Origin of the sequence: Streptosporangium sp. NBC_01469 (assembly GCF_036227305.1) — a bacterium.
GTDB lineage: Bacteria > Actinomycetota > Actinomycetes > Streptosporangiales > Streptosporangiaceae > Streptosporangium.
Window position 1 is genome coordinate 6002475 of the sequence record NZ_CP109465.1, and the last position, 23745, is coordinate 6026219.

General features: G+C 67.3%; 20 protein-coding genes and 1 pseudogene. 8 read left to right on the forward strand and 13 right to left on the reverse strand.

The genetic code is table 11. From position 1 onward, the window contains the following. Positions 1-20: 20 nt before the first annotated feature. The 5 genes from OG587_RS26370 to OG587_RS26390 form a co-directional block, all read right to left on the reverse strand. Positions 21-626 carry a response regulator transcription factor gene (locus OG587_RS26370; protein WP_329079801.1) on the reverse strand — a complete coding sequence of 202 codons (606 nt, stop codon included), beginning with the start codon at positions 624-626 and terminating at the stop codon, positions 21-23. After that, positions 623-1774 carry a sensor histidine kinase gene (locus OG587_RS26375; RefSeq protein WP_329079803.1) on the reverse strand — a complete coding sequence of 384 codons (1152 nt, stop codon included), beginning with the start codon at positions 1772-1774 and terminating at the stop codon, positions 623-625. Before OG587_RS26375 ends, OG587_RS26370 begins: the two co-directional genes overlap by 4 nt. A 22-nt stretch (positions 1775-1796) precedes the next feature. Next, positions 1797-2522, reverse strand: coding sequence for an ABC transporter permease (locus tag OG587_RS26380; protein WP_329079805.1), 726 nt, complete (start codon positions 2520-2522; stop codon positions 1797-1799). After that, positions 2522-3454, reverse strand: coding sequence for an ABC transporter ATP-binding protein (locus OG587_RS26385; protein WP_329079807.1), 933 nt, complete (start codon positions 3452-3454; stop codon positions 2522-2524). The genes OG587_RS26380 and OG587_RS26385 overlap by 1 nt, the downstream gene beginning before the upstream one ends. Positions 3455-3772: 318 nt before the next feature. Beyond that, entirely contained in the window at positions 3773-4519 is a 747-nt protein-coding gene (locus OG587_RS26390) for an alpha/beta fold hydrolase (RefSeq protein ID WP_329079809.1), read from the reverse strand. Positions 4520-4599: 80 nt separating this feature from the next. Here OG587_RS26390 and OG587_RS26395 point away from each other — a divergent pair, with 80 nt between their 5' ends. Beyond that, a complete protein-coding gene (locus OG587_RS26395) occupies positions 4600-5559 on the forward strand; it encodes a helix-turn-helix transcriptional regulator (protein WP_329079810.1) in 960 nt (319 codons plus the stop codon). A gap of 93 nt (positions 5560-5652) precedes the next feature. Here OG587_RS26395 and OG587_RS26400 read toward each other — a convergent pair whose 3' ends face one another. After that, positions 5653-5871, reverse strand: a complete 219-nt coding sequence (locus tag OG587_RS26400; RefSeq protein ID WP_329079812.1) for a hypothetical protein — start codon at positions 5869-5871, stop codon at positions 5653-5655. A gap of 256 nt (positions 5872-6127) precedes the next feature. Here OG587_RS26400 and OG587_RS26405 point away from each other — a divergent pair, with 256 nt between their 5' ends. Next, entirely contained in the window at positions 6128-9418 is a 3291-nt protein-coding gene (locus OG587_RS26405) for an NACHT domain-containing protein (protein ID WP_329079814.1), read from the forward strand. Positions 9419-9733: 315 nt separating this feature from the next. Here OG587_RS26405 and OG587_RS26410 read toward each other — a convergent pair whose 3' ends face one another. Continuing rightward, positions 9734-10603 (reverse strand): TIGR03619 family F420-dependent LLM class oxidoreductase, encoded by an 870-nt coding sequence (locus OG587_RS26410; protein WP_329079816.1) that lies wholly within the window; start codon positions 10601-10603, stop codon positions 9734-9736. A 771-nt stretch (positions 10604-11374) separates the two neighbouring features. Between OG587_RS26410 and OG587_RS26415 the strand changes: the two genes are divergently transcribed. Next, positions 11375-11824, forward strand: coding sequence for a class I SAM-dependent methyltransferase (locus tag OG587_RS26415; RefSeq protein ID WP_443075631.1), 450 nt, complete (start codon positions 11375-11377; stop codon positions 11822-11824). A gap of 17 nt (positions 11825-11841) precedes the next feature. On the opposite strand, the gene OG587_RS26420 is transcribed toward OG587_RS26415, so the two are convergent. After that, complete coding sequence (locus OG587_RS26420; protein ID WP_329079820.1) at positions 11842-12345, reverse strand: NUDIX hydrolase; 504 nt, start codon at positions 12343-12345, stop codon at positions 11842-11844. A gap of 633 nt (positions 12346-12978) precedes the next feature. Here OG587_RS26420 and OG587_RS26425 point away from each other — a divergent pair. The 5 genes from OG587_RS26425 (at position 12979) to OG587_RS26445 (ending at position 17471) form a co-directional block, all read left to right on the forward strand. Continuing rightward, positions 12979-13299: a hypothetical protein gene (locus tag OG587_RS26425; protein WP_329079821.1), complete on the forward strand. Its 321-nt coding sequence runs from the start codon at positions 12979-12981 to the stop codon at positions 13297-13299. A 242-nt stretch (positions 13300-13541) separates the two neighbouring features. Next, a complete protein-coding gene (locus tag OG587_RS26430) occupies positions 13542-14108 on the forward strand; it encodes an RNA polymerase sigma factor (RefSeq protein ID WP_329079823.1) in 567 nt (188 codons plus the stop codon). Continuing rightward, positions 14101-15291 (forward strand): CU044_5270 family protein, encoded by a 1191-nt coding sequence (locus tag OG587_RS26435; protein WP_329079825.1) that lies wholly within the window; start codon positions 14101-14103, stop codon positions 15289-15291. Before OG587_RS26430 ends, OG587_RS26435 begins: the two co-directional genes overlap by 8 nt. Before the next feature lie 198 nt (positions 15292-15489). Next, positions 15490-16293 carry an inositol monophosphatase family protein gene (locus OG587_RS26440; protein ID WP_329079827.1) on the forward strand — a complete coding sequence of 268 codons (804 nt, stop codon included), beginning with the start codon at positions 15490-15492 and terminating at the stop codon, positions 16291-16293. Between the two features lie 440 nt (positions 16294-16733). Continuing rightward, positions 16734-17471 (forward strand): integrase core domain-containing protein, encoded by a 738-nt coding sequence (locus tag OG587_RS26445; RefSeq protein WP_329079829.1) that lies wholly within the window; start codon positions 16734-16736, stop codon positions 17469-17471. Between the two features lie 35 nt (positions 17472-17506). Here the strand turns inward: OG587_RS26445 and OG587_RS47260 are convergent. From OG587_RS47260 to OG587_RS26465, 5 genes and pseudogenes are all read right to left on the reverse strand, one after another. Next, a pseudogene (locus OG587_RS47260) lies at positions 17507-17688 on the reverse strand (IS701 family transposase); the annotation flags it as partial. A 767-nt stretch (positions 17689-18455) separates the two neighbouring features. Further along, positions 18456-18839 carry a hypothetical protein gene (locus OG587_RS26450; protein ID WP_329079831.1) on the reverse strand — a complete coding sequence of 128 codons (384 nt, stop codon included), beginning with the start codon at positions 18837-18839 and terminating at the stop codon, positions 18456-18458. A gap of 1153 nt (positions 18840-19992) precedes the next feature. Further along, positions 19993-22179, reverse strand: coding sequence for a xanthine dehydrogenase family protein molybdopterin-binding subunit (locus tag OG587_RS26455; protein WP_329079833.1), 2187 nt, complete (start codon positions 22177-22179; stop codon positions 19993-19995). 16 nt (positions 22180-22195) lie between these two features. Next, positions 22196-23143, reverse strand: a complete 948-nt coding sequence (locus OG587_RS26460; RefSeq protein ID WP_329079834.1) for an FAD binding domain-containing protein — start codon at positions 23141-23143, stop codon at positions 22196-22198. A 23-nt stretch (positions 23144-23166) separates the two neighbouring features. After that, on the reverse strand, positions 23167-23649 hold the full coding sequence (locus OG587_RS26465) for a (2Fe-2S)-binding protein (RefSeq protein ID WP_329094025.1): 483 nt from the start codon (positions 23647-23649) through the stop codon (positions 23167-23169). Positions 23650-23745: the final 96 nt, after the last annotated feature.

The window sequence follows — 23745 nt, forward strand, 5'->3', positions numbered from 1 at the left end:
GGGGTTACGGGCCCGGCGGTTCAGAGCCAGCCGTTGTGCCGGGCGGTGCGGGCGGCCTCGATGCGGTTGCGGGTGCCGGTCTTGCCGATCGCGGCGGACAGGTAGTTGCGCACCGTGCTCTCCGACAGGTGCAGCCGCCGTGAGATGTCGGAGATCGCCGCGCCGTCGGCCGCCGCGGCCAGCACGTCCCGCTCGCGATCGGTCAGCGGGCTGGCACCGGTGCTCAGCGCGGCGGCGGCCAGTGCGGGGTCGATCACCTTCTCGCCCGCCAGGATCCGGCGGATCGCCGCGGCGAGCTCCTCGACGGGACCGTCCTTGACCAGGAACCCCGCGGCGCCCGCCTCCATCGCCCGCCGCAGGTAGCCGGGCCTGCCGAACGTGGTCAGGATCAGCACCCGGCAGCCCGGCAGCCCGTCCCGCAGCCCGGCCGCGGCCTCCAGGCCACTGGCCCCCGGCATCTCGATGTCCAGCAGGGCGACGTCGGGGCGCGCGGCGAGCGCGGCCGGCACGACCTCGTCGCCCCTGGTGACCGTGGCGACGACCTCGATATCGTCCTCCAGGTCGAGAAGCAGGGCCAGCGCGCTGCGCATCATGCCCTGGTCCTCCGCCAGCAGCACTCTGATCATGGAAGCGTCACCCTCAGCAGGAAACCGTCGCGGTCGTGGGTCTCCAGCGTCCCGCCGAGCGCGACGGCCCGCTCGGTCAGACCGCGCAGGCCGTTGCCCAGAGGGCTCCCGCCGCGCCCCCGGCCGTCGTCACGGATCTCCAGCATCGTTCCCTCCAGGATGATCTCGCAGCTGTCGGCGGCGCTGTGGCGGACCACGTTGGTCACCCCCTCCCGCACGGCCCAGCCCAGCAGGGCGTCGGCCTCCGGTGCCGGCCGTTCCCCGGTGACGGTGACGGTGACGGCGATGCCCGCGTCGACCAGGGCCGTGCGCGCCGAGGCCAGCTCGGCGGCGAGCCCCCGGCCCCGGTAGCCGGTGACCGCGGCCCTCACCTCGGTCAGCGCCTCCCTGCCGACGGCCTCGATGTCGGCCGCCTGCCGCGCCGCCGCCTCGGCGTCGCGGGGGGCGAGCCGCCGTACGGCCTCCGCCTTGACCACCATCACCGACAGGGTGTGCCCGAGCAGGTCGTGCAGGTCGCGGGAGAACCGCAGCCGCTCTTCGGCCACCGCGACGCGGGCCAGCTCCTCGCGGGTCTCCTGGAGTTCGGTGATCACGGAGAACAGCTTCAGGACGATGCTGACCACCAGGCCGCCGGCGGTCGTCCCCCAGGTGGCCAGGGAGATGTTCGCCCAGCTCGCCCCCGCGCGCCACATCACCGCCACCAGCGCGAGCGTCAGCACCGTGAGGAGGAGGTAGACGGACCTGCCGCGCAGTACGACCCCGCAGGCGATGGTCATCAGCGGCGCGAGATAGAACCAGTTGTGCGCGAAGCCCGCCAGCAGCAGGAAGGACACCGCCAGCAGCCCGGCCAGCGCCACGGCCGCCGCACGCCGCCGGTCGCGGAAGGACAGCCGGATGCACAGCACGTACAGGATCGCGAAGGTGGCGACGCCCAGCGCGGCCGGCAGCACCGGCCGCACCTGCCCCGCCGCGAGGTTGCTGATCGGGGGGTAGACGATCAGCAGCCACGGGTAGAAGGCGAGCTCTCCCTGTTCCCTCCCGCCTCTCCCGGGGCCTCGCCGCCTCGCCGCCATCCGTCGTCCCTCCCGGTCCTCTGTCCGGTCCGCCACCCTGGGCGCCTCAAGGGGCCCCGCCGCCTTTCCGCTCACCCGGCCACTCCTATCACGCGGCTCACCTCACGCGCCCGGCCCGCCGGTAGCCGTACACCGCCAGGATCCCGAAGGCGACCAGCCAGCCGGTCATCATCAGCGCCGTGCCCACCTCGGGGGCCTCCCCGAAGGCGACCTTCCGCGACAGGTCGGCGTAACCGAAGCTCGGCGTCCACTCCGCGATGGCCCGCAACCAGGAGGGGAAGCCCTCCGTGGGCAGCCACAGCCCTCCGACGATCGCCATCGTCATGTTGGCCGAGATGTTGAGCACGGCGGCGGTCTGGCCGCTGAAAAGGTAGCCGAAGGCGAGGCCGAGCAGGGTGAAGGGCAGGGAGCCCACCCAGAGCAGGAGCAGGATCGAGATCCACTGCCAGGCCTCCATCCGTACCCCGTTGAGCAGCGCCGCCGCCAGGCACACCCCGGCGATCACGGGCAGCACCATGAGCATGCCGGTCGCGGCCTTGCCCGCGATCACCCGTACCGGGGCCAGGGGAGTGATCCGCAGCTGCCGCAGCCAGCCCGCCGCCCTGTCCTCGGCGATGCCGCTGCCGTTGTTGAAGGCCGAGCCGATCGCGCCGAAGGCGGCCATGCTGACCATCACGTAGAGGGCGGCCCAGACGCGGTCGTCGCCCGCCACTCCGAGGTTGGTGAAGATGAGATACATCGTCACGGGCATCGCGAAACCTATGATCACATATCCCGGGTCGCGGCGGGCCCTGGTGACCTCCAGGCGGATGTAACCGAGCATCAGGCGTCCACCTCCGTCAGCCCCGACGCCTGCTCTGCCGGCCCTGCCTGCCCTGTCAGCGAGAGGAAGGCGTCTTCGAGCGCGGTGGGGACGACTTCGAGGTCCCGTACGGCTCCCGCCGCCGCCAGCGCCACGACGGTGGCGTCGGCGTCGCGGGTACGCAGGTGGGCCCGCTCGCCCCGGATCTCGACCGAGACGACCCCGGGCAGGCGTTCCAGCGGGGCGGTGTCCCCGGTGGCGGTGACGCTGACCGTGGACAGCGCGACCAGGCGCTTGATCTCCCTGCTGGTGCCGTCGGCCGCGATCCGGCCTCTGTCGATCACCACCACCCGGTCGGCGTACTCGTCGGCCTCCTCCAGGTAGTGGGTGGAGAACAGGACCGTCCTGCCGCGCGCGGCGAAGGCGCGCATGCTCTCCCAGAACTCCCGCCTGGCCCGCACGTCCAGCGCCGCGGTCGGCTCGTCCAGCAGGATCAGCTCGGGGTCTCCGGCCAGCGCGAGCGCGAAGCGGACACGCTGCGCCTGGCCGCCCGACAGCCGTTCCATCCTGCGATCGGCCAGTTCTTCCAGCCCGGCGGTCGCCAGCACCTCCTCCAGGGGGAGCGGCGCCGGGTAGGTCCCGGAGACGAAACCGACCAGCTCGCGGACCGTGCTCCGGGAAACGAGACCGCCCTCCTGGGGCATCGCCGCCAGCCGCCCGTTCCGGACCGCGGTCTCAGGGGTGTCCCCGAGGACGCGCACCGTCCCGGAGTCGGGGGCCAGCAGCCCGAGCAGCAGCCCGATCGTGGTCGATTTTCCCGCGCCGTTGGGACCGAGCAGGGCGACGGTCTGCCCGGCGGGGATGTCGAGGCTGAGGCCGTTCACGGCGCGTACCGCCCCGAAACGTTTGGTCACGCCCCTGAGGGACACCGCGTCGTTCGCGTGATCTGTCATGCGGATGACGCTACGGAGAAGCGCGTTACCCCAGGCAGATCAATCGATCCAGAACCACCCGTGACAAATGTCCTACCGGTGTCCCGTGATGTCCGGCTTTCCCGGTCCTCGGGGACTCCGCGGCGCCTTGCCTTCCCGGTCCTCGGGGACTTCGCGGTGTCCCGCGGTGCCTCGCCTTCCCGGTCTCCAGGGACTCCGTGGTGCCTCGCGGTGTCCCGCCTTCTCGGTCCTCCGGTCCCGGTCTTCCGGGGCTTCGTCTTCCGGGGCCTCGCGGAGCCCCGGCACCTCGGTGTCCAGGGCCCCGCGATGCCCGTCCCCTCAGCCCGCCAGCGCGGCCAGCGCGGCGGCCGTCTCCTCCGGCCTGGAGAACATCGGCCAGTGCCCGGTCGGCACCGCGGCGAAGCTCCACTCGGGCCCGGCGAGCGCCGCGAAGAAGGGGTGACCGGAGGCGATCATGGCGTGCACCTGCTCCAGCGGGAACGAGCACGCGACGAGCGTCTTGGGCAGCGCGTCCGCGCCGCCCTTGAGCACCAGCGGCCGGGTCATCGTCCCGTACGGCTGCGGGGTCGCGCGGGAGGCGAGCCACTCGCGCTCGGCCTCGCCCAGTCCCTCCAGGCTGGCCCCGGCCCGCTCCTGCTCCTCCCAGGACGGGAGCGGGTAGCCCACCCCGCCGCCCTCCTCGGCGACCCGCGTCTCGATGAACGCCCGCCACTCGGGCTCGTTGAGGTCCAGCTGGGTCATGCCGTCGGCCGGCGGGCCGCTGTCGACGTAGACGATCCGGGCGACGCGCTCGGGGATCCGGTCGGCCGCGCCGGTGACCGGGGCGCCGGCCCCGCTGTGGGCGACGAGGATCACCTCGGTCAGGTCCGCGAAGACGACGGTGTTCACGATGTCCTGGATGTGGGTCTCCAGATCGACCTCGGGGCCCGCCAGGTGGGCCCTGTCTCCGAGGCCGGTGAGCGTGACCGGGTGGACGTCGTGCCCGGCCTCGCGCAGCGGCCCAGTGACCTTCTCCCAGGCCCACGCGCCGAGCCAGAAACCGGGGACCAGGACGTACGTGCTCATTTTTGTCTCCTCTGTTCGCCTGGTTTCACCCTAGAATCGAATCCGGACAGTTTCAGTCCTGATTTTCGAGGGGAATTCCGATGACCGCCGCCCGGGTGCTCGCGCTGCTGGAGTTGCTGCAGGCCGCCCCCGGCCTGACCGGCCCCGACCTCGCCGCGAGGCTGGAGGTGGACGAGCGCACGGTCCGCCGCTACGCGGTGCGGCTGTCGGAGCTCGGGGTGCCGGTCCAGGCCGAGCGGGGCCGCCACGGCGGTTACCGGCTGCTGCCCGGCTACAAGCTGCCGCCGCTCATGCTCACCGACGACGAGGCCACCGCCGTGGTGCTGGGGCTGCTGGCCGGGCGGCGGACCGGGCTGGCGGTGGGGGAGGCCGCGACCGAGAGCGCGCTGGCCAAGATCCAGCGGGTGCTCCCGCGCCCGCTGCGCGAGCGCGTCGACGCGGTGTCGGAGACGCTGGGCCACACCGCGAACGCGGCGCCGAAGGTGAGCACCCCGAGGGCGGGACCGCTGCTCGCCCTCGCCGACGCCGCCCGGCGCCGGGTCACCGTCCGGCTGGCCTACCGCTCCTGGCGAGGCGACGCCTCCGAGCGCGATCTGGACCCGTACGGCATCGTCTTCCACTCCGGCCGCTGGTACGTCGCCGGGCTCGACCACCACAGCGGGGAGATCAGGACCTTCCGGGTGGACCGGGTGGCGGGCGCCGCGCGCACCGAGCGGGGCTTCCGGGTGCCCGACGGCTTCGACCCGGTGGCCCACGTGGTCGGATCGCTGTCGGCGGTGCCGTACCGGCACGAGGTCAGGGTGCTGCTGGAGACCACCCTGGAGGAGGCCGCCGCGCGGATCCCGGCCGCCACGGCGACCCTCGCCGAGACCCCCGGCGGGGTGCTGCTGGCCGTCAGGGCCGAGCGGCTGGATGGGATGGCCCAGATGCTCGCCGGACTCGGCTGGCCGTTCACCGTCATCGCCCCCGCCGAGCTGCGCGACGAGGTCAGAGCCCTGGCCGCCCGTCTCCTCGCCTCCGCCGACGCCTCCCCGCCCTGACCCCGGCCCGTCCCGGCATCCAGGCGAGGGCATCTTGCGCTACCCCGCCCTACCCCGATTGAGATCGACGGGTTCAATCACCTTGCATGGGGTTCACTGGACAAGTCGGTTGCTTGGTGTTTCCAAGCAGGCACGGATCACGGCCTCCCGGTGCTCGGACTTCGTTTCTCGGATGGACAGTTCCAGCCTTCGGGTCCGGGAGTCCTCTCGATACGCGTTGGTGCGGAACCGCAGCCACCCGACGAGGACACAGACGATGCCGATGAACAGCACGCCTTCGGGGGCGGTGGCCAGGGCTTCCAGAGTCTTCATTCGTCGCTCCTCACAACAACGGCTGGGACGAACAAAACAGTGACCGATGGCTCGGATTTCCTTCTAGTGTGAGGAAATTGTCGGGAAACCCGGGAGGGATGCCGTGCCGCCAGGCAGGCCGCGCAAGCACGATCGCGAAAGGCACGCGGAGCTCCAGGAGCTGGTCTGTTGGTTCGAGCGGCATGCCGAGTTCTCGAACCCCCGATCCCTCCTGTCCGCTTCGGCTCGGCGTGGATTTCCGCTGCCGAAGAACGGTGTGTACGAGTTCTTCCGGCGAGAGAGGCTGCTCGACTGGCAGACGACCGCCTTGATGGCCGACGCCCTGGGGCAGGAGGCCGGTGCGGTTCAGGAGCTGTGGCAGCGGGCTAAGCAGTCCATGCGCACCAAGCAGCCGCCTTGGCAGGCGGGCGCTGCCTCGTGGGATGACCTGCCCATGCCCGAAGGCTGGTTGCGGGAACTGCTGATCGGGCAGCGAGACGCGCCCGACCGATTCCCATACCGGCTGCTCGACGTTTCTCCCCCTCTGCTGTCCGAGGTTTATGTCGAGCAGGATGTGCAGCCCGCGGTGACCCGTGGGTCTCACGACGGATCGGCTGAGAAGCATCCTCGGGCCGCCCCTCCTGCGGTGGGGAAGTCTCTGCGCCGGGTCCTCAGCGAACACGATCACCTCTTCATCACCGGGGGGCCCGGCACGGGCAAGACCACTCTGGGGAGGCACCTGATCTGGCAGATCGCCCAGGCGTGGCTCTCCGAGCTTGGCGACGAGGTCGCGTGGTGCGCTGAACCGGTCGTCGGGGTCCGTATCACCGCCGCTGACGTGCTCGCGGCCCGCAGTTGGGCCGAAGCGCTGGTCAGCGCCTCCTGGGCGAGTGCGCTGACCGAGCCGATCGATCCGAGGATCTTCGGAGGGCGGACGCACGGTACGCGCTGGCTCGTGGTTGTGGACGGGCTCGACGAGGTCGCCTCGCCCGAGAACCGTGAGATCGTGCTACACGCTCTGGCGGCCCGGGTGGAGCACGGCTCGGCCTATCGGCTGGTCATCACCTCGCGGCCGCTTCCGCAGGAGGAGTTGAAACCGTTTCAGGCGCGAAGCGTTGGTTTCTATACACTGAGCGGGTTCGACGGCGCTCAGCAGCGGGCTTTCGCCGAGCGCTGGTTCGCGGCGCAGAAGATAAAGGATCCGGCCAAGGCCGTGACGGCGTTCCTCGAAGAGGTCGAGATCGCGGGACTCGTCGAACTGATCAAGGTTCCGCTTTTCGCCACGATCGCGGCCACGTTCTACACCAGGAAGCCTGGACGCTCGCTGCCCCGGGGACGGATCGAGCTCTACGAGAAGTTCCTTGAGGAGCTTTCCGACGTGCGCTCGCACCGGGCGGACATTCACGGGCGACTCCGAGTCCGGTGGGAGGAGCTGGGCTGCGCCGGAACCATGAACTGGATTCTCGCCAACCAGGAACGCCTGCGGCTTCACCTGGCGCAGGTGGAGACCGGGCGGCAGCCGTTGACACTGGATTCGGCGGTCGGCTGGCTGCGCGCGAACCTGCCAGAGGGGCTGCGGCTACGCGACGGGATGGAGGGCGACCTGGGCCGACTGCTCGCGGAGACCGGGGTGCTGGTGTTCGACGGAACGGAGCTGTCATTTCTGCACCGGTCGTTCGCCGAGTTCATAGCGGCCAGACAGGAGGCGGCCGGGATTTCCGCCGAGTTCCCGGGGCTCGTCGCGTGGATGGAGCGAGTCCAGGCTGAGACCTCGCGGAACTATGTGTTCTTCACCCTCGCCCATTGGGTTCGCCAGCAGGGGAATGACGCGTCCACGGTAGTGCGGTTGCTGCTGGCGGAGAACCTGCAATACAGGGTCATGGCGCTGCGTCTGGTCACGGCGGGAGTCCCGATGGGGGCCGAGCTGGAAGGGGCCGTGATCGACCGGGTGCTGAGCGAGCCGTTCGAGTCGCGTAGGCGCGGGTATTCGCGACCCGATCACGAACTCTTCACCGAACTGACCGAGCTCCGAGGCAACGAACGACTGGCGGAGCTTCTGCGGCGTCTCTCGCGAACCCATGGGCTGCCGATTGCGTTCCGGTCCTCCGCGGCGGCCGCGTACGCACGGGTGGCTGATCTTCCGGGTGGAGTGCGCCTGTTGCATGAGCTGGCGGACCGGGTGGACGACCCCGAGGGGTTGATCGGGATCGTGCGCCATCTTGCCGTGCTTGACGCGCCTGCGACCGAAGCCAGGATCCAGCTGCTGAGACGTGCGGTCGACGGCGATGAAGCATGGTGGCGGGTGAAGGCCATGTGGGAGCTGATTGAGCTCGGTGAGAACGAGGGGGCGGTGGAGCTCGCCTGTTTCATTCTGGGAGGTGGCGAGCAGAACGGTTCCTTGCTCGAGTCCGCAGGAGACATATGGCTGGCTGTCGAAGGTGAATCCGCTGCCCCCGAGATTGTTCGGGTTACAGCGGGCCGGAAGTGGAACAACGAGTGGGCGCACGCTGGCCTCGCCAAGCTGTTGTTCTACGCCGGTGACGCTGTGGCGGCGGAGCCGCATGCGCGTGAAGTCCTGCTGAAAAGTGCGACGGACGATGACATCCAGGAAGTCGTCGAGGCGTGGATTGAGACGGAAGGAGCCGGTGGAGCGGGAAAAATCGTCACTGTGTTTGACGATTTTATCAATTGGAATATCGATGAGCGGTCCCACGTCGCCCGTCAGCTTCTCGAACTGGGGCACCCTGAGGCAGCGGTCGAGTTGGCTCGCCGGATTCTTGGGGGACCAGAGAAACCATCTTCGCATGATGCTTCGTGGGCTGTGGAGGTGCTACTGTCCGCGCTGGGTGAATCCGTTATCGACGAAGCGCTGCACTGGTTGGACGAGTACAGTGTCGAACCAGGGAAACTCCACATGCTCACGCAGCAGACGAGCGACGAGGGTTTCGCGGCGGCGGCGTGTGTCCTTGCTCGGCGGAGCATGAATTTCGCCGGAGCAACCGAGGAAACCTTCACCTGGGCCGCCGACATTCTCCTCATTCACGTCGGTTCCAAGGCTGGCGAGGAGATCACTCAGGCGCTTCGTGCTCGTCCGATGGGTTCCACGACGCTGACGGCGGCGCTGCTTCCCGTCCTATCGAAACACCAGCAGAAGGAGGCCACTGTCGCGCTGTGCCGGGAGGTCTTCTTCGACCCCGGGCGGACGGTGGACGAACTTCTCAAGGCTGTGCGCGCCTGGATTCTGGTGGCCGGGCCGGAGTCGGTTCCGCCAATTATGTTACTGATCGAGGCGGTGTGCGGGCTCTCCGGTGACGAGCGCGCCAAGCTGGCCGGACTCCTGAGAGCCGAAGGCGAGGTTGGCGCCGCCATCTCGCTTTGGTGCGCGGTGAGCGTGCAGCCCACCCTCTCGTCGGAACTCCGCTGGCGGGCGGTCGAACAGCTTCTGGACGTGGGCGCTGCCGAGAAGGCGGCCACCACATTGAAGGCGGCACTCGCGACCACGTCCGACGAGGTTGAAAGTGTGCGCCTCCGCCAACTTCTCGGTTGGGTCGAGCCCGCTTTGTCCTGAATGGCGGTGCGGCATGACGATCTTGGCACATGGCGGGGACCGGCCGTGGCCAGAACTGATGTACCCCGGCTTTCGTGGAGACGCTTTGGTTGACTTACATGCCTCCGCCCCCTTCAGGAGAGGTCGGCATGAGAGTCAACCAAGCCGACTCCACCGAACTCGGGGTACATCAAAGCCTCCAGCAATCCCGGCGCGGTTCAGGCCGTCCAGCGCCGCGAATGCGTCCGCATCCGCAGCGAACGACAGCAACGCGGGGGCAGACCCAAGCCGCGAGCGGCGTGATCCAATCCGGCCAACGTTCACGGCCGGCACACTCTAGCGAGGGAAGTGCTCAAGGAGGCCGAATCGCTGGGCGAACGCCGACAGCTCCTCGCGTTGCTGGTCCGGTTCAGTGGCGGCGGTATTCACGACGATGCGGGTCACTCCTTGCGCGGCGAGTTTCTCGACCCGTTCAACGGGCATGTCGATCGACCCGAAGCGGGTGTACTCCAGCGCCTCCGGGTCGCGGCCGGCCTCGGCAGCGCTCGACCGGACGAGCTCCCACTGAACGGCCCGCTCGCCCGGGTCGAGTGCACCGCCGGGGAAGTAGCCGTCGCCGCGCCGCCCGGCCCGGCGCGCGGCCGCCCGGCTCGATCCCCCGATGTGGATCGGCAGCTGCGTGACCTCGTAGGGCTTGGGGAAACTGCACAGGTTGTCGAAGGCGAAGAACTCCCCGGCGAAGCTGACGCCGTCCTCGCCGCCGGCCCAGAGCAATCGGAGCACGTCAATCGCCTCGTCGGCGCGGCGGCCGCGAGTGGCGAAGTCGACCCCCACCGCCAGGGCCTCGCCCGGCAGGGTTCCGAGCCCTGCGGTCAGTAGCCGCATCCTGCCCTTGGACAGCACGTCGATGGTGGCCAGGCGCTTGGCAAGGATCACCGGATGGTGGTACGGCAGCAGCAACACACCGGTGCCGAGCAGAATCCGCTCCGTAGCCGCGGCGACGAAACTCAGGCAGTCGAGCGGATCGACGTACGGCAGTGACGGCGGCATCTCGTAAGGCCCCACCATGGCGCCCGGATACAGCACGATGTGCTCAGGCAGGTACAGCGACTCGAAGCCGCACTCCTCCGCAAGCCGGGCAAAGGCCATGATCCGGTCAGGTGCGACCCCGTAATAGGGCGTGCTGTAGCTGATTCCGAACTTCATCGCCATTCCTTCAGTCCGCTCGTGCCGTGGACCCACGGTGTGTGGGTGTTGTACCGGAGGACTCGGCCTAACTGTCCGATCGGCTACCGGTCCACCCGGCACCGCGATGCTAGAACCTTGTCACTGGCGTCAAGGCAACACGCGCTCGATCTCACCGGCAGGGCCCAAAGTAGGACGCACCCACCATGCGGACTAGCTAGTGCGGTGTTCACCCACGTTCACCGGGTTCGACGATGCGTCGCTTCAGAGATGAACACGCGATTGGGACCGGCCCCGGAAGTCCGGCCAACGTTCATGGTCAGCGCACTAGGCGCCGCCGCCGACACGGCCCCCCGAGTCCACTGCCACTGCATGTCGGCACGGGCTGGGGCGCGAGCTGGCCTTTCTAGGATCGGCCCTCTTTCGGGAAGGGTTCCCCGATCGGCCACGGGTCCGTAAGGCCGAACCACTCCGTCGGCGTGCGCGCAGGATCGACGAAATGCACTGCGCCGTGGGCGTCGACCGTCGATCGCCGCCACATCAGGAGCGGGGGCACGGACCACTCAGGGGCGGGGTGCTCCCAGATGGTGTGCTGCTGGGTGCCCACGAAGGCGGGGTGCAGTTGCTTGACGACGAGCACCGCCGACACGTGGCGGTGGTCTCAATGGTCGCCCTTGTAGCAGTAACCGTCGGGATTGCGGACGAGGGCGTCCGAGTGGGTCTCGCCACCAGGGCCAGTGCCTCTGGCAGGCCAGCGGTAACCGTCCCGACTACGCGGCAGCCGGAATCCCGCTGCTCGATGCCGCCGGAGCACGGACGGTCGTGGATTTCGGATGTGGTGTCGGGAACGACACCCTGCCGCTCCTCGACGCCGGATTCGACGTGACCTCCTGCGACTACGACTCGCCCTCGACGGCCTTCCTACGGTGGAGGCTCCACCGCCGTGGCCAGGACGAGGTTCCGGTGGTCGAACCCGCCCAGACGTACGGTATGCCCTGTCCCGACGCGCTCTGGATCATCGACACCCTCGATCATCTGCCTGATATCGAAGCGACTCTTGGCCACCTGCTGGAGGGCGTTCGGGTCGTCGTTTGCGAAGACCTGGCTGTACGCCGTGGCGTCACTCGCAAGGGATTCCACCAGTCACTGGACCTCGACGAAGTGGTCAGGATCTTCGAGCGCCATGGCCTGTTACCGGCACCCCGGGATCCCGCCTCCCCGGTGATGGGCTGGCTGCGCTGAGCCGGGAGGGCGATACGTCACCCACTGCGGGGCGAGGATACGTCGCTGATCTCGTCGATCACCTCGAACAACTCCTTGACCTGTATCCGGGAGTCCTCCGCCATATGCTCCACGACGGCCACTTCGTCGGCATCGAACCAGGTGAACGGATGCACCGGTTCTGATCGCGGCTCGGCCGACGGCGCTGTGCCGACATACAGATGGTCGACGTGGACGTGTGGCGCGGTGGTGTGCCGGTCGGCCGCCACGCTGAGCTCGGCCACCCGCCAGGGGGCGGGGACGGCCGGATGGGGAAACGCGGCCGGTAGCGGCACCGAAGGTCCTTGCACGAGTGTGACGACCAGGCCGGTCTCCTCGATGACCTCCCGGACCGCGGCCTCGGCGGGATTCTCATCGGGCTCGACATGCCCGCCCGGGAGCATCCACGACTCCAGGCGAGGATGCCAGATCAAGCCGATCTTCCAGCCTCCGGCGAAGCGGTGGAAGACGAACACGCTGGCGGTGGCCTCTTTCACGGACATCTCTGACGATCACTCTCACGGCTGTCTGCTGGATCTACGGGGAACGAGATCCGAGCTTGGCACAGAGGCGGGGTGACCGAAACGGTGAAGATCCGCTTGTCGCTGTGACTGCGGCTTGGCTGAGACGAAGGAGGCCGGCGTCCAGGACGAGGATGGGATCAGGTCCACGGACGCCGGCCTTCCGGAAGGCCCGCGCTTGGCACGGGGGAGCCAGGCGCGGGCCGGCTTCGGAGGTCAGGCGGTCAACCGCTACGTGTCGGCAGGGCGACGGCCTTACCGGCCTGATTGGTGCTGAAAATTCTGGTCGGATAGGTACGACAGCGACCTTGGGAGAGCAGGTACGCCAGAGGCAGACCCCGTCCGGTCTCCGCATCCGGAGACTTCTCGATGGTGAATTCCTGTCCCGATCCGCATTCGCGGGGTGGTCCTTCTTCGCGCGGCTGTGATATATCGATCGCAGACAGTAATCGGATGGGCGCAGAACTCGCCCGGTGGAATCAAGAAACCCCTTCAGCCCCACCGTGGACAGGAAAATCGTGTTGTCTCGCTGTTGTCTCCTTCCGGCGGAGGGCCATTACGGCCGGTCTGGCTGAACCGGCCAGGTTTACAGTCACGGGAAAGGAGGAGATGCGAATGCCCCGACGAGTGCTGGCACAGGCTGACGGAGTCCTCGTGCACCCCTTGAGCTACATCCGCGCCGAACGCGGGTGGAGCTACCAGGACCTGGTGGACGTGATCGCCAGGCGAGCCGGAAACATGGCGCGGCGGAGGGAGAAGGCATGGCGCTGGGAGCACGGGGGGGTCGTTCCCGATCGTGAGACACAGATCGCCCTGGCGGCCGAGCTCGGCATCCGCCAAGAACTCATCGACATGCTGCCATGGCAACCCGCGATTCCCACCACGGCATGGATCAACGACCCGGGCAAACGAGAGAAACAGGCACAGATCAGCTAAAGCATCCGTGTCTCACCAAGCTTGACAAGTTCCGCTCGGCTCCATGGTGCCTCGTGGCGCACCCACCCACTACGACAAGGCCGCCGCGTCCTACCAAGCCGCGATGTGGCTGTGCCACTTCGACGACATGCCCCTGGGACGCAACCTGGGAGCGGCCTTCGGGATAGAGGGATGGTCAGCACCTTGGACACGGAGGAAGCACCCATGAAGGGACACACCACCCCATGGCTACGGCGAGAGTGGTGAGTCAACCCACGGAGAAGCTCGACGATTCGGGAATCGTCGCCGCCTCCCTGGAAGACCCTGAGGCATTTGGTGAATTGTTTCGCCGCCACTCGCCACGACTCCACGCCTACATCAAGCGGCGCCTCGGGCTCACTCTCGCCGATGACGTCGTGGCGGAGGCGTTCGCCACCGCGTTCCGGCAGCGGGAGCGATTCGACGGGCGAGCGGAGTTCGGCGCGTGGCTGTGGGGCATCGCCAGCAATCTGATCGCCAGGCACCATCGGCAGGAAACCCGTATGTACAGGGCGTTCGCCCGAACGGGTGTGGATCCCGCCGAGGACGGCGTCGCCGAGCTGGTCAGCGATCGTGTGGCCGCCGCGGCGCACGGCCCTCAGCTGGCGAAGGCCCTCGCCTCACTGAGCTCCCAGGACCGCAGCGCCGTTTTGTTGCTCGCCTGGGGCGAGCTGTCGTACGCCGAGATCGCAGCGACTTTGGATCTACCTCTTGGCACCGTCAAGGCCAAAATTCACCGGGCTCGGATAAAGCTCCGCAAGGCACTTCCCGGGGAGAAGAACGATGGATGAACTCGACGCGCTGCGGCAGGTACGGACGACACTGGCCCGTGAGGAGAACCCGGACCGGCTCGCCCTGCGTATCAACTGGCGGTCCGCCCCCCCACCACGCCCCCGTCGCAGCTTCAGGATTCTGACGGTGAGCATGATGGCGACGGCCACCCTGGTCGCGGGGACCCTGGCAGCCATCTCTCTGACCTCGGATGAAGACCGGCCTGTCCGTTTGGAGAAGGACGGGGGCCCTCACGCGCCGGGCAACGCACTGCTGGTGGCCGCCACCAACGTACAGAAGGGGCCGACCGGCAAGTACTGGCACACCACACGCATCACCGGGAAGGTCTATGCGGTCGGCGAGAGCGCGACGGACCACTACAAGGTCGAGGCGAGGACGCGGTACGAAGGCTGGACCGACCGGAGCGGCACGTCGTGCTTCACCCACGAAGACCTGGCCGCCCGCCCGTGGACCGTCCGCGACAAGCAGAAATGGCAGAAGGCGGGGGCCCCCATGAAAGTGCGGGTCCCGACGGTGGAGGGGCAGGGCACCCTGTTCCTGGAAACCGGGAAAGGGGAGCGAACCTGCCGCAGGGTCAGTGACCAAAGATTCTTCGGCATGACACCGGAACAGGTGGCCGCGCTGCCGACCCAGCCCAAGCAGTTGGAGAACGTCCTGCTGGACCTCAAGGGCGACTGGGAGGCGTACGCCCCGAAGGTCACGAGGCAGCCGATGCGGGCCCTGCGGGGCGAGAAACGCGTCCGGGCGCTGAGTGATGTGGCCGGCGCCCTGCTGGCCAGGGCGCTCGTCCCTCCGGAGGTACGGGCGGCCGCGTTCCGGATGCTCGCCACCCTGCCGGGCGTCAAGGCCGAGGGCGAGACGACCGACCTCCTGGGCCGCCCCGGAGTGATGATCTCCCTGCCGGTGGAGACGACCATTCCCCTCGGCCTCTCCACCGCACCCAGGCAGCTCGGCACCTACCGGCGTCAGTGGATCATCGACCCCGGCAACGGAACGCTGCTGGCCATGCGGGATCTCGTGGCGACGCCGCCACGTGGCTCCCGGAAGCTCCCCCCGGGAGACGACGGCAAGCCTCGCCGCCTGACGGTCGGCAGTCAGCCTGACCGGTTCCACAAGCCTGGCGAAGTGTCCGAGTACGAGGTGTACGAGGCCGCGGAGTGGACCGACACGGCGCCGAACTGACATATCCGGACCCCGGTCAGCCTGGGCTCGACCTCTCTTGAGGCCGGTTGGGTCGTCACGCGGCCCAACCGGCCGGTGTTCTCAGCGGGTGGTCATCGTGTCGAGCACCGCCGATGTGGGCTACGACGCCTTGACGACACGCCAGGCGCTCGTTGATCCCGTCGAACAAGCGCTGGAGACCTTGTCTATCCTGTCCACATGCCGATCACGGACGAGGAAGTGGCCCTCGCGGCGGTGCGATCGGGAGCCGCCGTCGTGAGAGCCATGTACGGTGCGTCGCTGACGCGCTTCGAGAAATCCGCGGGTGACTTCGCCACGACCGCCGACATCGAGGCGGAGAACGCCATCCTTGATGTCATTCGCGCCGCCCGGCCGGACGACGCCGTGACGGGCGAGGAGAGCGGACGCGCCGGCTCGGCCGAGGCGGAGCGCATGTGGCTGGTCGACCCCCTGTGCGGCACGCTGAACTACGCCGCGCGCACCACGCTGGTCGCGGTGAACGTCGCCCTGCGCGTCGGCCAGGACATCACGGTGGCCGCCTCCGCCGACCCTTTCACCGAAGAGGTGTTCTGGACGAACGGCGATCGCGCCCACGTCCGTCGCGACGGCGTGGACGAGGAACTCGTGCCGTCGCCCGAGTCGCGACTGGTGGACGTCAACCTCGACCCGCCGTTCCCGAACGAGCCGGGCTTCCGGGCGGTCCGGCTGCTCGCCGACCCCGGGTTCGCCGAGCGGTTCCAGCCACGCGTCGTCTCCACCACCCTGGCGGTGGCCTGGGTCGCCGCCGGCCGACGAGCCGCGTACGTCACCGACGGCCATATGCGTGACAATGTGCACTTCGCCAGCGGGATCGCGTTGTGCCGGGCCGCCGGGTGCGTGGTGACGGGCATCCACGGTCAGCCACCGCACACCGGCGCGGGCGGGCTCGTCGTGGCGGCCGACCATGAGACGCACGCCGCGTTGCTTGAACTCATCGGCAATCAGTTCCCCGCGGCTCCGTGAGGACTGGATCGTGAAGGTCGCGGATTGACGCCTTGGCAGATCGGATGTCTGTGACCATCGGATTAGAAGTCGCAGTTTTCAATGCCGCCCACTATCGAATCGTGTCTCATTGTGTCGCGGTGTCACGCGTTGCCCGCTCTTGAAATGTCCAAGAATGCCGCCCGGTGTTAGGTCGTATCCGGTGCCGAAGAGCATCCAACGAGCAACCGTGGGGCGGGTGGGATCCCTTGAACGTTCCTACTTTGCATCCGATTTGCGGGCTGACGTCCCGGATGGTTTGTGGTCCGGGAAGGGTCTGGTGTGGTCCCCAGCGGACCTGTGATGATCGTTTCGGAAACGAGTGAATCCGAGATGGGGCCGCCGCGCACAGCTCGACGACCACGTCACGGTGCTTGACCGGCAGATCGGCCAGGCACCGCTGGTAGAGCCATACAAGCCGGATGACCTGTGTGGATGGCATTATCGGCAGGCGCAGGGTCCACGGTGAGCTCACCACGCTCGGTATCAAGGTCGCACCGTCCACCGTGTGGGAGATCCTCAAGCAGGAAGGTTTTGATCCGGTGCCCGAGCGGGCGTCCACTACCTGGGCCGACTTTCTGCGCTCGCAAGCCGGCGCTCTACTGGCCTGCGATTTCTTCGAGACCGTCACCCCGAACGGGCAACGCCAGTACATCTTGGCCGTCATCGAGCACGCCACCGGACGCGTCCGCGTTCTGGGCACCACCGCTCACCCGGCCGCCGACTGGGTCATTCAGGCGATGAAGAACCTGGTGATGGACCTGGACGATGCGGGATGCCGAGCGCGTTTCCTGCTCCGGGACAGGGACGGGAAGTTCCCCGCCCTCATGGAGGAGATCCTCACCGAGGCTGGCATCAAGACAGTACTCACAGGCATTCGGATGCCGCGGATGAACGCGATCATGGAGCGGTGGGTGCAGTCATGCCGCCACGAACTCCTCGACCGCTGCCTCGTATGGAACGAACGCCATCTTCGGCACGCCCTGCGCGAGTACGAACGCTTCTACAACCAGCACCGAGCCCACCAAGCCCTGAACCAAGCAGCCCCGCTGCGTCCCGCCCCGGGCCCGATCATCGATCCCGGGCGAATCATCGACCTGCACATACGCCGACGAGACCGGCTCGGCGGCGTCCTTCACGAATACTCACGTGCTGCTTGACCTGCATGGATGGAATTATCGGCAGGCGCAGTGCTCTCGCCCGCGTTCTCGGCCAGCGACCAGCCGTTCTTACGCTCCAGCCCGATAACAGGCCCTCAAGGCAAGCCCGGGCCCGCCGCCGCACTTCAAGGCGTTTGAAACATCCGGCCACCAGTGCGAACGCGGCATCGAGACCGGCTTGCAGGCAGACAGCGTCGAGATGTTCTACTCTGGCCAACGCGGCCACCGCATGATCTTCACCATAAGCACGTCAGTTGAGAGCCATTGCTCACTACGTACCAGTCGCTCTGCCCGTGCCCGACCCTCAGAACGGCGCAACCCCCAGTGCTTGGCTTCGTATTCCACTTGCATTCCACCCACGTTCCGGTGCCAGAGCTGTTCGTGAAGTTGTTGCGGCAGCGCCATGTATTGCCGGCGGATGCGTGTTGTCCGAGCTTGAAATAGCCGCTGGCCCTTTTGCTCTGTACGTATGTTGCGTTCCGGTTCGCCCGGTAGCACACTTCGGCGTCTTCGACGCCCAATGCGGGGCCAAAACAGACCATGCGGTCGCTGCCGATGTTAGCGAACACATAGCTGTGGCTGACGTGTGTACCGATCTTCGAGTACAAGGCTGCAGCGCCCGCTGTCGATTCGAGACCGATCGAGAGTCCGGCGGCAAGCACTATCGCTGCCGAGCATGACATGATGCGTTTCCTCGTGAGTCGCACTTCGGTTTCCCTTTTATCGGAGATGTGTGTGGCTTCATCTGAGGGAGTGGCTGAGCTAGGCGGATATGGGCGGGCTGCTGGGAAGGACGGTCGGCGTAAACGCCCACGGCATTGACGCCCTGAAGCTTCGGGACTCGTGACCGCGAAGGCGGCCGCTTCGCCGCCGTTACCTGATCCCAGCGCTCGACCGATCCGCCGAACGCGATCACATGCTCATCATCGAAGATCGCGTCGTGGCCGCGTCGTGGGAATCAATCGTGAGCGCGGCGGCGGGCGATCACCGGGGCCAGGACTTGTAATCGCCACACGAGCCATTTTCCTCGCAGACCCGATACCTGACCGGCACGCCCGGCAGCCCCTGACTTGTGGGTGTGCTGTTAAGTGTGTAGTCGTATGCCGTTGTCATCCGCTCAGAGGCGCTCCGGCTATCATAATACCAGACCTGGGCGAAAACATAGTTTCCATCGTCTTCCACGTCTTTCACTTGTACCCCATGGAAAGTATCTGGAAAGAGGAAATCGTCATAACGCACGCCTACAGCCCAGTCGCTCCCGTGGTATGCCGTTGGGCCACCGGCTGCTTGTGCTGTATTCGCCATGAGTAGAAGTGCCGTCACGCTACCGGCAACGGAGGCGAGCGTTTTACGCAGGATCTTTCCCATGATGCCTACCTTCTCTAATCCGAACTCGCAATGAACGAGCAGTCGCGAATAAAATTTCCTGTGGCGAGCCTTCTCGCCAAGCCCTAGTAGAGTTTTGGAGTGATCCTTTTTCGACTTGCCGCTTGGATCAGGTCAGAGGCCGGTCCACCGGCTGCACCCAATCCGGCGTCATGGCAGGACACCTGGTTCAGGTGAGAGACGCAACTCGCGGACCAGCTCTCTGATCAGAGAGTCTGAGGTTGGAAAGGTGCGATGTAGAAGCTTCGCCATCTTGCCCTGTGGGTGGTGATGCCGGCGATCATTAGCAGTATGTCGCCGCATGTCCGGGTTACGGGACCACTCAAAGAGTTAGTTTGACGTGGGGTCGACGAGGTTCGCGCTCGCGGTCGTATCTGCGCGCCTGGTGCCCGCCATGCTGGGACAGCGATATTCGTACAAGCAAGCGGTTCTGTCGAGAGGCAGTCGCACATTAACGAGTCCCCTCATTCGGCAAGGCGGTCTTCACTCTAACACGGCAAGAGAACTCCCACAAATAATGCATCAGGCCGGTCCAACTTATCGTTCAAACCCAAAAGCTCGTGGCTTGCACCGAACTTGCTGCCACTAAGGGCACAAGCGCGGTGCACCTGAGCGGTCTCGGCACTTGCAGCGCACATCGAATGCCAACCGTCACGATCTTTTTGTGTTGCTAAACGGCTCGGACAAGGTCAGAATGCGCAGGATCTCGTCCGTTCGAAGGAGTGGAGAACCTGTACGAAGTCAGAATATATAGAATCCAGGAAATGTCGTTAGCTAGAGCTCCACGGCTTCTTGACGGTGTGTCTACTACATCGCCCCGCGTGGTTGTACCGCTTCAAAACTCGTACACGCGGACCTCGCCGCGGTCATCCGCAGCCGGCTCAAGCAGATGCAGTACCGTCCCGACCTGTTGAACGCCTTCCTGGCGCACACCGGCCTGGTCATGGACCCGAGATCGACATGACACCCCGAACTTTCATCCTCTTGTAGAGTGGTCGTTGGCCGGTACCCGAGCCGCGAACCAACCGGCTCTTGACCTGGTCCACTTGGTCACGCGTGTGACACGTGACGAACCCGCGTACGCCGTCGCATGAACATTAATCCTCTTCCGTCACCAACCATCTCCCTTGTCCGGTCAGGTGAGCAGCTTGTCGGGGGTGATGGGCAGAGTCCTGATGCGCTTACCAGTGGCGTTGTAGACGGCGTTGGCGAAGGCAGCGGCGGCTCCGACCGTGCCGAGTTCGCCGATCCCGCGCGCGCCCGTCGGGCTGAGCCTGGTGTCGGGATAATCGAGGAAATGTACGTCGATCGGCACCGTGTCGGCGTTGACCGGCAGCACGTAGTCGGCGAAATTTGCGTTCGAGATCCGGCCGGTGGCGCCCTCGACCTTGCCCTCTTCGAACATCGCCGCCGCGAGCCCGAACAGCACGCCGCCTGTGATCTGATTGCGCGCGGTCTTGGCGTTGAGGATGGCGCCCGCGTCCACTACGGTCGTGAAGCGGTACAGGCGCGGCTCCCCGGTCCACCTGTTGACCTTGACTTCGCAGAAGTGCGCGGCGTACGAGGCGTAGGCGTGGCTGTCGTCCGCTGCCGCGGTGGTTCCCTGGGCGCCGACCTCGGAGGTTCTGGTCCGGGTGAGCAACTCGCCGAAGTCCACCGATGTTCCCGCCCCGACGAGGTGGCCCCCGTCATACCGGACACCGGCTGCACCGAACAGTGGTGAGCCCTCGGCCGTGGTGGCGTGTTGGACCAACTCGTCGACAGCCTCCTGCGCGGCCACCAGGATCGCGGGTGTAACGGTCGAGGTGGCGGCGGAGCCGACGGCGCCGTACATGTCGTTGCTGCCCACGAGAGGCAGCCTGGAGTCGCCCAACGCGGGCTTGATCCGGTTGACCGGTATGTTCAGGGCACCAGCCCCGATTAGGGCCATGATCGTCCACATTCCGGTGCCCGCGTCGGAGGTGGCGCAAGCTACGGTGGCGGTGCCGTTCGGGCGGAAGGTTACTCGCACCGCGGTGGGTGCCCGTCCCGAGTCCAGGATGGCGGTCGACATCCCCATGCCGATCCGCCAGTCGCCGTCGATGACCGTGCCCGGCTGGGCACGGCGGCGCGACCAGCCGAACCGCTCGGCGCCGACCTGGTAGCACTCGTCGAGGTGCTTGCTGGAGTACGGCTTGCCCTCGATCAGGGTTCCTTGGAGGTAGTTCGTCATGCGCAGCTCGATGGGGTCCATGCCGAGCGCGACGGCCAGCTCGTCCATGGCGCTCTCCAGGGCGAAAGAGCCGGCCTCGTCGCCGGGGGCGCGCATGATCGTGGCGGCGGGCAGGTTCATATCGGGAGTGATCGACAGCTTGATATGGACGTTCGGCGTGGCGTAGAACTTCGCAGTGGTGCGGTAGCCCGGGTCCTCCACGAGGCTCTGGCTGGTCGTGTGGTGCTTGATCGCCTTCAGGCGCCCGTCCCGGTCCGCGCCGAGCCCGAACGTCTGCGACGACGCCGCCCGGTGGCCCGTCACGGTGAAGAGCTGCTCGCGGCTGGTCACGACCTTGACGGGGCGGCCGAGCGCGCGGCTGGCCGCCGCGGCCAGCAGGGTAGGCGCCCAGGTGAACGCCTTGCCACCGAAGGCGCCGCCCACGTAGGGGCTGACGACGTGTACGTCGGCGGGCTGTACGCCCAGCACTGTGGCCACTTCCAGCGCGTGTGCCGCCGGCCCTTGGGTTCCGCTGAAGATCGTCAGCTTGCCGGCCTGCCAGGCCGCCACGGCCGCGTGTGGCTCCATCATCATGTGGTGCCTGGGCGGGACGTCATACGTCTCCTCCACTCTGATCTCGCTGGCGGCCAGCGCGGCCTCGATGTCGACGCCCACCGGCTTTTCGATCACTTCCCCGAGCGGTAGCCCGGGGATGGAAGGCGGGTCCGCTGGGTTCTGCTTGGCGTCCTCGAAGGAGGATTTCGGGGGCTGCGCCACGTACGTCACTTTGATCAGCGCCGCGGCGTCCCGGGCCTGTTCGATGGTCTCGCCCACGACCAGCGCCACGACCTGGCCGTAGTAGTGGACCTCGCGGTCGGCGAACGGGTGGCGGGTCTCCGCGAAAACGCCTCCGAGCGCGGGCATCGTGCCGGGGAAGGACAGCCGGTTGTCGGGGGTGTAGATCTCGATCACTCCCCCGGCGGCGCGGGCCATGCTCAGGTCCATCGAGGTGATCTGGCCCTTGCCGATCGTGCTGGTCACCATATACCCGTAGGCCATTTCGGGCAGATTGTGGTCGGAGGAGTACTTGGCTGTCCCGGTGACCTTGGCGCGCGCGTCGATCCGGTCCATCGAGGGTTCTGCCACATCAGCCTGCCAGGTGGACGAGTGCGCGGATGATGGTGCGGCGCAGCAGCGCCGGTTTGAAGGCGTTGTGCGACAGTGGGCGTGCGCCGTCGGCGGCGTGCGCCACCGCGGCCTCGAAGGTTTGCAGCCGCATCGGCCTGCCCTTCAGCGCCCTCTCGACGCCGGGCAGCCGCCAGGGTTTGGTGCCCACGCCGCCGGCCGCGACGCGGGCCTCGCCGATCACGCCGTTCGTCACGTTCACCGCGACGGCCGCGGAGCAGAGCGCGAACTCGTACGACTGCCGGTCGCGCACCTTCAGATACACGGACGTGCGCGCCCAGGGCAGCGCGGGCACGGTCACGCCGGTGATCAGCTCGCTGGGCCGTAATTCGTTCTCTAGGTGCGGTGTGCTGCCCGGGAGCCGGTAGAAGTCGGCTAACCGCAGCGTCCGCTCACCGTCGGTGCCGCGCAGCGACAGCCGGGCGTCGAGCGCGATGAGGGCCACGGCCATGTCGCTGGGGTGCGTGGCGACGCAGGCGTCGCTGGTGCCCAGGATGGCGTGTGAGCGGTTGTGCCCGCCGACGGCCGGGCAGCCGGAGCCGGGTGAGCGCTTGTTGCATGCGGTGGCGGGGTCGCGGAAGTAGCCGCAGCGGGTGCGCTGCAATAGGTTGCCGCCGATGGTGGCCATGTTTCTGATCTGTGGGGAGGCGCTCTGCCGCAGCGCCTCGGCCAGCATCGGGTACGGGCCCGCGACCAGGTCGTGCCCGGCCACGTCGGCCATGCGCTCCGTCGCCCCGATGAACAGGCCCGTGGCGTCGGCCCGGATGCCGCGCAGCGGCACGGCCGTGATGTCCACGACATGCGCGGGGGTGACGACCTCCAGCTTCATCAAGTCGACCAGCGTCGTCCCGCCTGCCAGGTACGCCGATCCGTCGCGTGCCTGTCCTAGTGCCTCGCCTACGCTGCGCACTGACGCAAAGGTGTACGGACGCATTACGCCGCCTCCTTCGCCGTCCGCACTGCCTGCACGATCTGTTGATAAGCGCCGCAACGACAGATATTTCCAGACATGTGCTCGCGGATCTCCGCCTCCGATCCCGCGTGCCCCTCCTCGATCAGCGCGACGGCGGACATCACCTGCCCTGGTGTGCAGAACCCGCACTGCAACCCGTCACACTCCACGAACGCCCGCTGGACCGGATGCAGTCGGTCCCCGTTGGCCAGCCCCTCGACAGTGGTCACGGCCTTGCCGCTGACGCCTGCCGCGAGCGTGAGGCACGACAGCACCCGGCGCCCGTCCACGTGCACGGTGCACGCGCCGCACTGGCCACGGTCGCAGCCCTTCTTGGTTCCGGTGAGGTCCAGCCGCTCGCGCAGCGCGTCCAGCAGCGTGACCCGCGGGTCGAGGCTGAGCGTGCGCGTCTTCCCGTTCACCTCCAACGCGACCTTCACAACGCCCGGCGCGCTCGCGGCCATGGCCGGCCGAGGGCGCTCCGCGGTGGCGGCGAGCGCCGCCACCGCGGTCGAGGTCAGCAAGAAGCCGCGGCGCGACACCCCGTCGTCCTGTGATTG